Origin of the sequence: Pseudomonas sp. GZD-209 (assembly GCF_049310485.1) — a bacterium.
Lineage (GTDB): Bacteria > Pseudomonadota > Gammaproteobacteria > Pseudomonadales > Pseudomonadaceae > Aquipseudomonas > Aquipseudomonas sichuanensis.
The window spans coordinates 1-13,462 of record NZ_JBMOWQ010000142.1; the positions used below are offsets into that span (position 1 = coordinate 1).

The following is a 13,462-nucleotide window of genomic DNA, read 5'->3' on the forward strand; positions in this document are numbered from 1 at the left end:
TCTGCGGCCCTTCGCGGGTAAACCCGCTCCCACAGGTACTGCGAGCGCAAATCCTGTGGGAGCGGGTTTACCCGCGAAGGGCTGCGGAGCAGCCCCATTAGCTAACTAGGTCTAGCAGCTTTGCCGATCAGGCGATCGCCGCGTCCACCAGCACCTGGGCTTCCTCTACCAGGCGCTTGAGGTGCGCCTCGTCGATGAAGCTTTCCGCGTAGATCTTGTAGATGTCCTCGGTGCCGGACGGCCGCGCGGCGAACCAGCCGTTGGCGGTCATCACTTTCAGGCCGCCGATGGCCTGGTTGTTGCCCGGGGCATGGCTGAGGATCTGCTCGATCGGCTCACCGGCCAGCTCGGTGGACTTGACCTGCTCCGGCGCCAGCTTGCTCAGCGCCGCCTTCTGCCGCAGGTCGGCCTTGGCCTCGACACGGGTCGCGTAGGGTTTGCCCAGTTTGGCGGTGAGATCGGCGTAGATCTGGCTCGGATTACGACCGGTACGGGCGGTCATCTCGGCGGCCAGCAGGGCCGGGATCAAGCCGTCCTTGTCGGTGGCCCAGACCGAGCCGTCCTTGCGCAGGAACGAGGCGCCGGCGCTTTCTTCGCCACCGAAGCCCAAAGAGCCGTCGAACAGGCCCGGGGCAAAGAACTTGAAGCCCACCGGCACTTCGTACAGCTCACGGCCAAGTGCGGCAGTGACGCGGTCGATCAGGCCGCTGGACACCACGGTCTTGCCGACCGCGGCGTCTGTGCGCCACTGCGGGCGATTGCGGTACAGGTAGTCGATGGCCACGGCCAGGTAGTTGTTCGGTTGCAGCAGGCCGTCGGCGGTGACGATGCCGTGGCGGTCGTGGTCCGGGTCGCAGGCGAAGGCCACGTCGAAACGCTCGCGCAGGCCGATCAGGCCCTGCATGGCGTACGGCGAGGACGGGTCCATGCGGATCTGGCCGTCCCAGTCGACGCACATGAAGCGGAAGGTCGGGTCGACCTCGGTGTTCACCACTTCCAGATTCAGCTGGTAGCGCTCGGCGATGGCCGACCAGTAGCGCACCCCGGCGCCGCCCAGCGGGTCGACGCCCAGGCGCAGGTTGGCGCCGCGGATCACGTCGAAGTCGATGACGTTTTCCAGGTCAGCGACATAGCTGTTGACGTAGTCATGGCGCTGGGTGGTCGCAGCCTCGAGCGCCTGTTGGTAATCCATGCGCTTGACCCCGGCCAGGTTGGCCGCCAGCAGTTCGTTGGCCTTGGCCTCGATCCACTTGGTCACGTCGCTGTCGGCCGGGCCGCCATTGGGTGGGTTGTACTTGAACCCGCCGCTCTGCGGCGGGTTGTGCGACGGCGTGATGACGATGCCGTCAGCCAGTTGCGCTGTACGGCCACGGTTGTGGCAGAGGATGGCGTGGGACACCGCGGGCGTGGGGGTGTACTCGTCGTCCTTGCTCAGCCGTACCTGAACGCCGTTGGCGGCCAGCACTTCCAGCGCGCTGGCGGCGGCCGGGGCGGACAACGCGTGGGTGTCGGCGCCGATGAACAGCGGGCCGTCGATGCCCTTTTCCTGGCGGTACAGGCAGATGGCCTGGGTGATGGCCAGCACGTGATGCTCGTTGAAGCTCAGCTCGAACGAACTGCCCCGGTGCCCCGAGGTGCCGAAGGCCACGCGCTGGGCCGCCACGGCGGCGTCGGGGCGGCCGGTGTAGTAGGCGGTCAACAGCCGGGGGATATCGACCAGCACGCTGGCCGGAGCCGGCTTGCCTGCCAAAGGACTGAGCGTCATGCGAAACCTCGAAAGCAACGAATGTTGGGGTTGGAACGCGAAGTGTACTGGGAGTTTCAACGCCAGGCGATGGGCGCGTTCAGGCGTATCGCCACCAGCTGGGAAACATCTGCCGCACCCGGGGTTCGGCGAAGCGCTCGTCGATCAGCAGCAGCACGCCACGGTCCTGGTCGCCACGGATCACCCGGCCGGCGGCCTGGATCACCTTGCGTACACCCGGGTACAGGTAGGCGTAGTCGAAACCGGCACCGAACTGCCGCCCCAGGCGCTGCTTGAACTGCTCGTTGACCGGGTTGACCTGGGGCAGGCCCAAGGTGGCGACGAAGGCGCCGATCAGCCGTGTACCCGGCAGGTCGACGCCCTCGCCGAAGGCACCGCCGAGCACGGCGAAACCGATACCCTGCCCGTCAGCCACAAACCGCGCCAGGAAGGCCTCGCGCCCCGCCTCGTCCATGCCCGGCGCCTGGCGCCACTGGGGCAGCCCAGGGTGGCGTTCGGCCAATAGCCGAGCGACCTGCTCGAGGTATTCGAAGCTGCTGAAGAACGCCAGGTAGTTGCCGGGTTGACGCGCGTACTGCGCGGCGATCAGCTCGACGATCGGCGCCAGCGAGGCCTGGCGCTGCTGGTAACGGGTGGACACTTCACTGACGATGCGCACCTCCAGCTGCTCGGCGCGAAAGGGTGCGGCCACTTCCAGCCAAGCGGTGTCGGCCGGCATGCCCAGCAGGTCGCTGTAGTAGTGCCGGGGGTTGAGCGTGGCAGAGAACAGCGTGACGCTGCGCGCGGCACTCATCCGTGGCCCGAGCAAGCGCGCCGGCACCACGTTACGCAGGCACAGGGTGGCCAGGCGCCGGCCGCGCGGGCCATTGCGCAGGCTGATATCGAACAGGAAGTGCTCATCGAACAGCTCGGCGATACGGCTGAACTGCGCCGCCTGGTAGAAGAACTCCAGCACCTTGGGCTCCACTTCGGCGGGTGCCTGGTTCATGCGCTCCTGGATCAGCCCGATGCACTGCGCCAGCGCGCGCAGAAACGCCTCGGGCAACTGCTCGCCGGCCTGATACGGCGCCACCTGCGCCTTGTACAGAGCATTCCACTGGCGGTTGAGCCGGTCCAGCGCACTGCCAAGGCCCATCGGCTTGGCCTGGCGCAGCACCTGCAACTGGCCTTGGTCGAGGCTGGCGCTGTACATCTGCCGGCCGCGCTCGACCAGGTTGTGCGCCTCGTCCACCAGCACTGCCGTGCGCCACTGGTTGGCCTGGGCCAGGCCGAACAACAGCGCATGGGCGTCGAAGTAGTAGTTGTAGTCGGCCACCAGCAGGTCGACCCAGCGCGCCATTTCCTGGCCGAGGTAATACGGGCACACCTGGTGTGCCAGGGCCACCTCGCGCAGGGCCGCGCGGTCGAGCAATGGCACTGCCGCTGCCGCCTCACGCGCCGCCGGCAAGCGGTCGTAGAAGCCGCGGGCCAACGGGCAGGACTCACCATGGCAAGCATTCTCGGGGTACTCGCACGCCTTGTCGCGGGCAATCAGCTCCAGGGTGCGCAGGGCCGGCTGGGTGCCGTCACGGGTGAGCTGGCGCAAGGCATCCAGGGCCAGCGCACGGCCCGGGGTCTTGGCGGTGAGGAAATACAGCTTGTCCAACTGCTGCGGCACCACGGCCTTGAGCAGCGGGAACAGGGTGCCGAGGGTCTTGCCGATGCCGGTGCTGGCCTGGGCCATCAGGCAGCGGCCGGTGCTCACCGCCTTGTACAGGGTTTCGGCCAACTGGCGCTGGCCATGGCGCAGTTCTGGATAGGGGAACGCCAACGCCTGCAAGCCACGGTTGCGCTCGGCCAGGCGCAGCTCCTGAGCCCTTGCCCAGGCGAGAAAGCGCTGGCACTGGGCATGGAAAAACTGCTGCAGATCGGCGGCGCTGTGGCGCTCGCTGATCACCGTCTGGCTGTCGCTGTCGATATCCAGGTAGACCAGCGCCACCTCGATGTCCGTCAGTTGCCGCGCCTGGCACAGCAACCAGCCATACACCTTGGCCTGGGCCCAGTGCAGCTGGCGGTGGTTGTCGGGTTGGCGGGCCAGGTCGCCACGGTGAGTCTTGATCTCCTCCAGGCGGTTGCCCTCCGGGTCATAGCCATCGGCACGGCCGCGCACACGCAGGCCCTGGTATTCGCCCTCCAGCGCCACTTCGGCCTCGTAGCCGGCAGCACGCCGAGCCACCACCCGGCGATGGCCGGCGATGCCCTCCTGGGCGGTCGGGGACGGGGTAAACCGCAGGTCGAGGTCGCCCACCTTGGCGCTGAACTCGCACAGGGCGCGTACCGCTACCGTGTAGCTCATGGCACCGACTGCCAGCGCACATGGCAGACCACCACCGGCAGCCCGTGCTCTTTGCAGAACGCCAGCCAGCGCAATTGGCTGTCCTGCAGGCGGTCACCCGGGCCCTTGACCTCGACCATGCGATAGCGCCCCTCGTCGGGCCAGAACTGGATCAAGTCGGGCATGCCAGCGCGGTTGTTGCGGATATCCTGCAACAGGCGCACAAAGCACGCTTTCAAGTGCGCGGCGGGCAGGCACGCCAGGGCCTGCTCGAGCAGCGGTTCATCGAGCATCTGCCAGAACACGAAGGGTGACTGCAGGCCCTGCTTGGCGCCGAAGCAGGCGCGGATCGCCTGCCCATGGCTGCCATCGTCGAGCCGCCCCAGGCACTGCTCGAACAGCGCCGCGCGGCGCTGCTGGAAGTCGCCATCGTGCAGGTCTTGCGGCCCGCTCTGGAACGGGTGAAAGAACGCCCCCGGCAACGGGGCGAAGATGGCGTCCCAGCAGAGCAAGCCGAACAGGCTGTTGAACAGGGTGTTCTCGACATAGTGGGCCACGCCGCCGTCCTGCTCCAGGTGCCGGCGTACCGCCTCCTCCACCCCGAAAACCGCAAGCTCGGCCGGCAGCTCCAGCTCGATCACCTGCACCGCATCGCTGCGCCGACGGGGTTGCGCCGGCCCGCCAAGCTTGCGCGCCAGGCGCGGCAGCATGCGCTCCAGGGCCTGACGCTCGAGCGGGTTGGCCGGCGCCGCCGCCATGTCGGCCGCCAGCGCGTGCGCCTGCGGCCACTGCTCGCTGCGCTCGAACACCCGCACCTGGCGGATACGTGCCTCGGGGTGGGCGCAATCGCCATACACCTGCAGCGCCAGGTCCCATTCGCCCAAACGCTCGCAGTGCTGCCCAAGATTGAACAGCAGCCGCGCCCGCCGCCGGGCGAGCCAGGGGTTGTCGCTGCCCAGCCCGTCGAGCGTCGCCAGCAGCGTGGCGGGCGCCTCACCCTGCTCCAGGCGTTCGCCACACTGGTGCAGGGCCATGGCCAGCTCGACCTCGCTGCGCTGGCGCAGGGCCCGCGAGTCTTCTGCGAAGGCCACCTGCTCGTAGCGCAACAGCCCAAGGTCGGCGAGGACGAACTCCGACCAGTCCTGGTAGAGGTTGCCGAAAAACAGCAGGCGCAGGCGGTCGCACAGCGGCTGCAAACGCCAGTGGATGATCTGTGTGGGGCAATCGGGGTACCACGCGGCGAGCGAACGCGGCGCCAGTTGCAAGGCCTGCAACTGCGCCAGCAGTTCGGCCTTGCCCGCCTTGGGCCGGCTGAGCTGCCCGGCAAAACAGTGCAGTGCCTCGTCCTTGCGCAGCAGCGGCCACAGCTGCTCCAGCGTCAGCGGCGCCTCGGCATCGACCCAGCCCAGGCCCAGCAAGGGGGCCAGCGCGCTGTCGGTATCGCCGATCTCGTCGTAATTGAGTTTGTCGCTGCGAAACAGCTCGCCCTTGCGCATGACCATGCGCACCAACAGGGCCTGGGCAGGCGCCGGCAAGCCGACGAAGGCGCGGATGAACCCGTGCTCGTGGGCATCGAGCAGGTCGGCGTAACGCTGTTCGACCCAGTTCAGCACCTGGCGGAAGTTGTGCAGGTAGTAGAACGGGTCATCGACGGAATGGGCAATCACGGTGCGGGATCGGGCGCGGGAAATGGACACTGGTTATACATACAGACCTCAGGGCTAAGCAAGTGCCGTGGGTCGCCGTCGTCGGCCAATAGAAAATAAAATGAGGTCAGCAAAAATTGGAATGAACCCGGTATGCCTGGGCGGCTGCATTTTTTCAATCTTGAAAGTGTCACGCTATGGTGATTAAAGGATCCTTACGGAACTCTGCCTCACAGGCTTTAGCCTGCGTTAAAGGCCTACTTGTCGATGCCAGCACAACCCAGCAGGCTTGCAAAATTAAAGCTATCACCTGATCAACGACCAAGCGGGCCGCTCTACATAGAAATTCATTCGACATTTAAATCGAACGGCAACCCGTCGGTGAGACCACTGGCGACCCTGGCTGTCTCTAGGCTCTGTACGAAAAGAGATGTCGCAAACACCGCATGGAACAAGCAAGCGAGACCATAGCGGCATAACTTTTTGCGAGTTTGTCGAAGCGTGTCACGATGCGGCGGTTCTCTTTCAGCCAGCCAAACATGCGCTCGATGATGTTGCGCTGTCGGTACTTGGGCCGATCAAACAGTCTGGGTAAGCCAGGCTTGGGTTTGCGCTTCATTGAGCGCATCGGGATGACGGGCTGCATTCGATATTGGTCGCAGTAGCGGCGTAGCGCTTCAGCGTCGTAGCCCTTGTCGGCAAATAGCCATTTGCAGCGTTTACGCGGGCGGCCTCGTTGGCTCGACGGAATGCTGACCCCATCCAACAGTGGTTGGGCGTAGCTGATATCACTGGCTTGACCGCCAGAGAGAAGGAAGCGCAACAGAGTTCCGTTGGCATCGCAGAGCATGTGGATTTTGGTTGTCAGGCCGCCGCGACTGCGGCGTAGAGCGTGATCGGCAGGCTCGTCAAGCCCCCTTTTTTCCGAGCGCCAGTTGAGGCTCGGGTTGCGCGTACTGCGGTTGAGTCGATCATCCAGGTTTGCAGATCGATCAAGCCTTCCTCATTCAGTCTCAGATGCAAGCGTTTGAGCACCTGATCGAACGTCCCCTGATTTCGCCAGCCGCGAAACCGTTGATACACCGTTGACCAAGGTCCGAAGCGCTCGGGCATGTCTCGCCACGCAGCGCCCGAACAGAGCACCCAGAGCACGCCATCAAGCATCAGGCGGTCGCTCAGGCGGGGCCGCCCCCGACTATGGGTTTCAGTGAAAAGATCGGCGACCACAGTCCAGGCCTCGTCCGAGAGTTCATAACGCTTTGCCATCACAGAATTCCTTTCCGTCGATGGCGTGGGACTCTACAAAACCTCAGCGTTCGCAGCGCGGCGATTGGGTTTCTCGGGATTTCGTACAGAGCCTAAAAGCCGAAAAATCTAAAAGAAGTTTCTTCGTCTCATCCCCACTTTGAGTCTTCGTACTGCAAAGAACTGGAACAAACCGATAGACCATTTTTTCATCTGGTATAGCCAAGAGTGCGCGACCGTCTGCCAATGGAGCAACATACAAATCATCAACCTCCGGAAGCCCACAATAAGTTGTAGGCAAATGAAAAGATGAAAAAGCAACGGCCCGCTTCAAAAACGGCTCATAGACGCTTTTGCTAAAAACACTTTCAGCCAGCAGCAACAACAGTATTGCACAAAAAGCCAATGCCATGATGGCCAAATTGTCAAAATTAGGATTAGTGGCATCCCCGCTTCTTTTTCTGCGACAATCACGAAAAATATTCACCAGCAGCATGATTGGCAAAAGTGGGATGCTTATATAGCCTACGACCAATGAAACACCCCCAAACCATACCATCGGAGTTAAGATCAACGCTAATACTATCTGTGCATTAGGAAGGGCCTGAGGAGCAATACCAGTGTATTCGGCAATAGCAGCATCGGCATAAATTTTCGAAACCGTCCCCACGACTAACGCCGCCGGTACCAACAGCAACTTTAAGGCCGCGCCATACCTACCGGGCAAATCAGCTATTTTCCAGTAAACACACAAATATAAAAAGCCGGTAAAGAAAGCTGCTAACAGCACTACAAAGACAAAAACAATATTGAACTTGAGCCCTGAGATCACCATCAACCCCGCCAGACAGAAGACGATACATGCAGCCACAAAGGCAGTGGCCGCAAATTGCCGCTGATCCCATGTCTTCATGCCCACTACATTATTGGCCCACCAAAGGCGCTTGGATGGTGACGCCCACACGTTCATAAATACCCCCAAAAAACCTGGAAGAAAACAATAAAAAAACAGCAAAGAAACAACAAGCATTCACTCAGCCTCAATATATTGTTAATGAGTCACCAGTATAAACAATGGGCTGTGACACATTTTTAGCCCCCAAAGCTTCGCGTGTGCCGCAATTTGGGAACCGCAGTCCCATTCCATCCTTACGCTAGAATAGGCCAGCACGACGGCATCCGCAGCAAACACATTTTCTTCCCCTACAGAGAACGCCGTCACTGCCCCTAGTGTGGTGTTTTAGAAATACCACACTAGGCAGACTCTTTTCGCCACGCATGCGATATCGCTATTCCCCTGAGCTATAACACCGCAGCGCGGGACTTTCTGGTTTAGATTTACTCACCCCTCCTGAACGAGCGTTTCAGTTTCTATGGGACTTGTCAGTTCAGGTTCAATTCTCACACGCATCTAAGTCCTTAATTTCATTACTCTCCATTTCAAATTCTGTTGGCCGCCGACGCTTCGCGCGCCTGGTAACCCGCCGTACGCCGGGTGCAGTAACAAACCTTAAACAAGACTGTGACATTTTTTTTCAGCCTGCTCACCAGGTACCTCGGCATGGGTAACGGCCTGCCCGGATTCGGTCATGGAGCTGCGAGATGAAGGTTACGGTTTTCGGTACGGGTTATGTGGGCCTCGTCCAGGCGGCATGCCTGGCCCAGGTGGGGCATTCGGTGCTGTGCATGGACGTTGACGCCGAGCGGATCGCCACCTTGAGCCAGGGCCTTTGCCCCCTCTACGAGCCGGGCCTTGCGTCACTGCTGAAAAGGAACCTGGCCTGTGGCCGCTTGAGTTTCACCACCGACGCCGCCAGGGCGACCCATTTCGCCCCATTGCTGTTCATCGCGGTCGGCACCCCGCCCCAGGCCGACGGCAGCGCCGACCTCAAGCACGTGTTCGCGGTGGTCGACAACATTCTTGAACATGCCGATCACCCCAAGGTCATCGTCAACAAGTCGACCGCGCCGGTCGGCACGGTCGACCGCATCAAGGCGCGCATCAGCCAGGCGGTCGCCAATGCCGAGCACTATCGGGTGATCAGCAACCCGGAGTTTCTCAAGGAAGGTTCGGCGGTCGACGATTGCATGCGCCCGGAGCGCATCATCATCGGTGGCGCCGGGCCGGCCGAGCTTGAGCTGCTGCGCGAACTGTACCTGCCGTTCAGCCGCAACCGGGAAAAGCTCATGGTCATGGATGCGCGCAGCGCCGAGCTGACCAAGTACGCCGCCAACTGCATGCTGGCGACGAAGATCTCCTTCATCAATGAAATGGCCAACCTGGCCGAGCACCTGGGCGCGGATATCGAGATGGTCCGCCGTGGCATCGGCTCGGACCCGCGCATCGGCTACGACTTCATCTACCCCGGCTGCGGTTTTGGCGGCTCGTGCTTCCCCAAGGACCTGCAGGCCCTGAGCAAATGCGCCGAAGCCGAAGGCTTCGAGCCGCAACTGCTGCGCGCGGTCGAGTCGGTGAACGCGCGCCAGAAGAACCGGCTGTACGCCAAGATCGCCCGGCACTACCCCGATGGCCTGCGCGGCAAGGTCTTCGCGCTGTGGGGGCTGTCGTTCAAACCCAATACCAATGACATTCGCGAGGCCTCCAGCCGGGTCCTGCTCGAAGCCCTGTGGGCCGCCGGCGCCCGGGTGCAGGCCCACGACCCGCAGGCCATGGAGGAGATCCAGCGGCATTACGGCGAGCGTGCCGACCTGCAGCTGGTGCCGTGCAAGGACGATGCGCTGCAGGGCGCCGATGCGCTGGTGATCGTCACCGAGTGGCAGGACTACCGGGTGCTTAACCTGGACCAGGTGCCGCAGCTGTTGGCCGACCGGGTGGTGTTCGACGGGCGCAACCTGTTCGAGCCCGAGCACATGGCCGCCGCCGGCCTGACTTACTACGGCATCGGCCGTGGCCAGGTGCAGCCGCCATGCCCGTACTGATCACCGGCGTCGCCGGCTTCATCGGCTTTCACCTCGCCCAGCGCCTGTGCCAGGAAGGCCTGGAGGTGGTCGGCATCGACAACCTCAACAGCTATTACAGCGTCGAGCTCAAGCAGGCGCGCCTGCAACAACTGGCCCGCTGGCCGAACTTCCGCTTCCAGCGGCTGGACATCGCCGAGCCGGACGCCCTGCTCCAGCTGTTTGCCAGGCAGCCCTTCAGTGAGGTCATCCACCTGGCGGCCCAGGCCGGGGTGCGCTATTCGCTGGACAACCCAGGGGCCTATGGCCAGGCGAACCTGATCGGTTTTCTCAACGTCCTCGAAGCCTGCCGCCGACACCCCACCGGCCACCTGATCTATGCCTCCAGCAGTTCGGTGTATGGCGCCAACGCCAAGCTGCCGTTCAGCGTCGACGACCCGGTGGAACAACCGGTCTCGCTGTACGCCGCGAGCAAGCGCGCCAATGAGCTCATGGCGCACACCTACGCGCACCTGTACCGCATCCCCGCCACCGGCCTGCGCTTCTTCACCGTCTACGGCCCCTGGGGCCGCCCGGACATGGCGCTGTTCAAGTTCACCCAGGCCATGCTCGAAGGCCGGCCCATCGAGGTCTACAACCACGGCCGGATGGCACGGGACTTCACCTGCATCGACGACATCGTCGAAAGCATCCAGCGCCTGCGCGGCAAACCACCACAGCCGGCCGCAGGGCAACCGCCCTGCCAGCTGTTCAACATCGGCCGCGGCCAGCCGGTCAGGCTGCTGCAATTCGTCGAGTGCCTGGAACAGGCCCTGGGCATCCCGGCAACGCGTGATTACCTGCCCTTCCAGGACGGCGACGTGCTGGAGACCTGGGCGGACATCAGCTCACTGGCGCACTGGATCGACTACACCCCCAGGGTCTCGCTGGAACACGGCGTCGGCCAATTCGTCAGTTGGTACCGGGACTTCTACCGGATCTGAACCACGCATTCACAACAAGAACACAGGTAGGCCCGATGACTGAACAGATCGACCTTTCGGTACTGATTCCGGCAAAGAACGAAGCTGAAAACCTGCCGGCGTTGCTGGCGGAAATCCGCAACGCGCTGCAAGGCGAGCGCTACGAGGTGCTGGTGGTGGATGACGGCAGCAGCGACCCGACCCTGGTCGTGCTGCAGCAGCTGCGTACCCAGGGCTTTGCACAGCTGCGCATCCTCCACCATGAACGCTCCCTGGGCCAGAGCACTTCGCTCTGGCACGCCGCCCAGGCGGCCCGTGGTCGCTGGCTGGCGACCCTGGATGGCGACGGCCAGAACGACCCGGCAGATATCCCTGGGATGCTCGCGCTGGTGCGTGCCAGCGAAGACCTGGCCGGTGGCATCAAGCTGGTGGCCGGGCATCGGGTCAACCGCCGCGACACCGCCAGCAAACGCTGGGCTTCACGCTTCGCCAACGGCCTGCGCAGCCGCCTGCTCAAGGATGCCACCCCGGATACCGGTTGCGGGCTGAAGCTGATCGAGCGCGCGGCGTTTCTGCGCCTGCCCTATTTCGACCATATGCACCGCTTCATCCCGGCGCTGATCCTGCGCCACAACGGCCGCATGCTGGTGCACCCGGTGAACCACCGGCCACGTCACGCCGGCACCTCCAAATACGGCAACCTGGACCGCGCCCTGGTCGGCATTCTCGACCTGTTCGGGGTCTGGTGGCTGATCCGTCGCAGCCGCCTGGACACCCGCCCACAGGAGCTCGAAGGATGACCCGCGAAACCCTCTGGCTGATCCTCGGCTTCACCGGCCAGGCCGTGTTCACCGGCCGTTTCGTGCTGCAGTGGCTGTACAGCGAGTACCAACGCCGCAGCGTGATCCCGGTGGGCTTCTGGTACCTGAGCATGCTCGGCAGCGCCTTGCTGCTGATCTATGCCATCTACCGCCAGGACCCGGTGTTCATCATCGGCCAGGCCTTCGGTTTTCTGGTCTACCTGCGCAACCTGCAGTTGATCGCCCGGCTCAAAGAGCAGAAGGAATAGCCCTTGCCCAGGTTCACAACCCCAAGCGCCCAATGCCTGGCGCTGGTCGCCCTGGCGTTGCTGCTGGTCGGTGCCGGCATCGGCTGGCGCCAGCCGATGAACGTCGACGAAGAACGCTTCCTCGGTGTCGCCCTGGAAATGCTGCAGAGCGGCAACTGGTTCATCCCGCACCGCGCCGCCGAAATCTACGGCGACAAACCGCCCTTGTTCATGTGGACCGTGGCCTTGTTCAGCGCCTTGACCGGCTTGCCCAAGGTCGCCCTGTACCTCCCCGGCCTGCTCTCGGCAGCCACCACCACTGCGGTGCTGTACGACCTGGGCCGACGCCTGTGGAACAAGCGCATCGGTTGCATCGCCGCCTTGCTGTTCCTGGCGACCTACCAGAGCTACAGCATCCTGCGTACCGGGCAGATCGACAGTTTCCTCGCCTTGTGGGTTGCGCTGGGTTTCTACGGTTTGCTTCGCCACCTGCTGCTGGGCCCGGCCTGGGGCTGGTTCTATGCCGGCTGCGCGGCCATGGGCCTGGGCATCATCAGCAAAGGTGTGGGCTTTGTCCCGGCGCTGATGCTGCTGCCCTATGCCTGGGCCGTGCATCGGCGCTGGCGGGGCGTGGTGGCCATGCCTAGCCAGGGCTGGCGCTGGAGCCTGGGGCTGCTGTGGCTGCTGGCCGGTTGCGCGGTGTGGCTGCTGCCACTGCTGGTGACCATCGCCCATGGCGGCGGCGCGGCAGAGCTGGCTTACCTGAAAGAGATCCTGCTGCGCCAGACCGCCAACCGCTATGCCAATGCCTGGGACCACCGCGAGCCGTTCTGGTACTTCTTCGCCAAGGTCATCCCCAAGTACTGGCTGCCGCTGGTGCTGGCCCTGCCCTGGCTGGTACCGGCCTGGCGCCGGCAACTGCTCAAGCATGACGGGCGCTTGCTGGTGCTGCTCGGCTGGGTGGCACTGGTGCTGTTGTTCTTCAGCCTCAGCAGCGGCAAGCGCAAGCTCTACATTTTCCCGGCGCTGCCCGGCCTGGTGCTGGCCATCGCACCCTTGCTGCCCTGGTTGCTCAAGCGCTGGTTCCAGCGCCGGCCGGGCTGGCGCAAGGTGTTTACCCTGGTCGCCGTGGTGTGGTTCTGCCTGTGGTTCGTGCGCGGCCTGGTCGAGCCGATCAAGGAGGGCCGCAACCCCCACGAAACCCTGATGGTCGATGCCGCCCGTGCCACCGGCGGCGCCGAACTGGTGCTGGTCAACTGGCGCGAGGGGCACTGGCTGTTCGCCCGCCAGCCGATCGTGCACTTCGGTTTCGCCAGCCACTCCTCCGCGGACACGGCCGTCTATTGGTTGCGCCAGCACCCCGCCGCGTTCGCCCTGCTGCCGGCGACCGAGTTGGGCCGCTGCTTCGGTGCCGACAAGGCGCGCAAGCTGGGCGATACCTCGCGCGCCGAGTGGTATGTGGTGGGTGCCGATGCCGACACCGGCCAATGCCAGCCGGCCACCCCCAAACAGGTCTACCGATTTGCCTGGGGCTACAAGCCCTGAGACCGGCTCGGCGCAGGG

The 13,462-nt window shown here is 63.6% G+C and carries 10 protein-coding genes; 5 read left to right on the forward strand and 5 right to left on the reverse strand.

What is annotated here, in order from left to right:
- Nucleotides 1–127: 127 nt before the first annotated feature.
- The 5 genes from pgm to ACO6VM_RS16825 form a co-directional block, all read right to left on the reverse strand.
- Nucleotides 128–1,765 (reverse strand): phosphoglucomutase (alpha-D-glucose-1,6-bisphosphate-dependent), encoded by a 1,638-nt coding sequence (gene pgm, locus ACO6VM_RS16805; RefSeq protein WP_401060583.1) that lies wholly within the window; start codon nucleotides 1,763–1,765, stop codon nucleotides 128–130.
- Nucleotides 1,766–1,844: 79 nt separating this feature from the next.
- Nucleotides 1,845–4,100: a helicase C-terminal domain-containing protein gene (locus ACO6VM_RS16810; protein ID WP_401060581.1), complete on the reverse strand. Its 2,256-nt coding sequence runs from the start codon at nucleotides 4,098–4,100 to the stop codon at nucleotides 1,845–1,847.
- Entirely contained in the window at nucleotides 4,097–5,746 is a 1,650-nt protein-coding gene (locus tag ACO6VM_RS16815) for a VRR-NUC domain-containing protein (RefSeq protein ID WP_401060580.1), read from the reverse strand. The genes ACO6VM_RS16810 and ACO6VM_RS16815 overlap by 4 nt, the downstream gene beginning before the upstream one ends.
- Before the next feature lie 388 nt (nucleotides 5,747–6,134).
- Nucleotides 6,135–6,991 (reverse strand): IS5 family transposase gene (locus ACO6VM_RS16820; RefSeq protein WP_401060578.1). Its coding sequence is split into 2 segments (ribosomal slippage): nucleotides 6,135–6,650 and nucleotides 6,653–6,991, totalling 855 coding nucleotides; the frame shifts between segments, so codons are not numbered across the junction.
- A 43-nt stretch (nucleotides 6,992–7,034) separates the two neighbouring features.
- A complete protein-coding gene (locus ACO6VM_RS16825; protein WP_401060577.1) occupies nucleotides 7,035–8,000 on the reverse strand; it encodes a hypothetical protein in 966 nt (321 codons plus the stop codon).
- Nucleotides 8,001–8,572: 572 nt separating this feature from the next.
- Between ACO6VM_RS16825 and ACO6VM_RS16830 the strand changes: the two genes are divergently transcribed.
- The 5 genes from ACO6VM_RS16830 to ACO6VM_RS16850 are packed head-to-tail and all read left to right on the forward strand — an operon-like array spanning nucleotide 8,573 to nucleotide 13,444.
- Nucleotides 8,573–9,910: a UDP-glucose dehydrogenase family protein gene (locus ACO6VM_RS16830; RefSeq protein ID WP_401060576.1), complete on the forward strand. Its 1,338-nt coding sequence runs from the start codon at nucleotides 8,573–8,575 to the stop codon at nucleotides 9,908–9,910.
- Nucleotides 9,898–10,872, forward strand: coding sequence for an NAD-dependent epimerase/dehydratase family protein (locus ACO6VM_RS16835; protein WP_401060575.1), 975 nt, complete (start codon nucleotides 9,898–9,900; stop codon nucleotides 10,870–10,872). The genes ACO6VM_RS16830 and ACO6VM_RS16835 overlap by 13 nt, the downstream gene beginning before the upstream one ends.
- Nucleotides 10,873–10,907: 35 nt before the next feature.
- Nucleotides 10,908–11,651, forward strand: a complete 744-nt coding sequence (locus ACO6VM_RS16840; protein WP_401060573.1) for a glycosyltransferase family 2 protein — start codon at nucleotides 10,908–10,910, stop codon at nucleotides 11,649–11,651.
- A complete protein-coding gene (locus tag ACO6VM_RS16845) occupies nucleotides 11,648–11,920 on the forward strand; it encodes a lipid-A-disaccharide synthase N-terminal domain-containing protein (protein ID WP_401060571.1) in 273 nt (90 codons plus the stop codon). Before ACO6VM_RS16840 ends, ACO6VM_RS16845 begins: the two co-directional genes overlap by 4 nt.
- Nucleotides 11,921–11,923: 3 nt before the next feature.
- The gene (locus ACO6VM_RS16850) at nucleotides 11,924–13,444 is read left to right on the forward strand and encodes an ArnT family glycosyltransferase (protein WP_401060570.1); all 1,521 of its coding nucleotides are present in this window, start codon (nucleotides 11,924–11,926) and stop codon (nucleotides 13,442–13,444) included.
- Nucleotides 13,445–13,462 lie beyond the last annotated feature (18 nt).

Bases quoted from the DNA above. Each gene is read 5' to 3' on its own strand.
- pgm (WP_401060583.1), bottom strand. From the start codon at position 1,765: ATGACGCTCAGTCCTTTGGCAGGCAAGCCGGCTCCGGCCAGCGTGCTG.
- ACO6VM_RS16810 (WP_401060581.1), bottom strand. From the start codon at position 4,100: ATGAGCTACACGGTAGCGGTACGCGCCCTGTGCGAGTTCAGCGCCAAG.
- ACO6VM_RS16825 (WP_401060577.1), bottom strand. From the start codon at position 8,000: ATGCTTGTTGTTTCTTTGCTGTTTTTTTATTGTTTTCTTCCAGGTTTT.
- ACO6VM_RS16830 (WP_401060576.1), top strand. From the start codon at position 8,573: ATGAAGGTTACGGTTTTCGGTACGGGTTATGTGGGCCTCGTCCAGGCG.
- ACO6VM_RS16835 (WP_401060575.1), top strand. From the start codon at position 9,898: ATGCCCGTACTGATCACCGGCGTCGCCGGCTTCATCGGCTTTCACCTC.
- ACO6VM_RS16840 (WP_401060573.1), top strand. From the start codon at position 10,908: ATGACTGAACAGATCGACCTTTCGGTACTGATTCCGGCAAAGAACGAA.
- ACO6VM_RS16845 (WP_401060571.1), top strand. From the start codon at position 11,648: ATGACCCGCGAAACCCTCTGGCTGATCCTCGGCTTCACCGGCCAGGCC.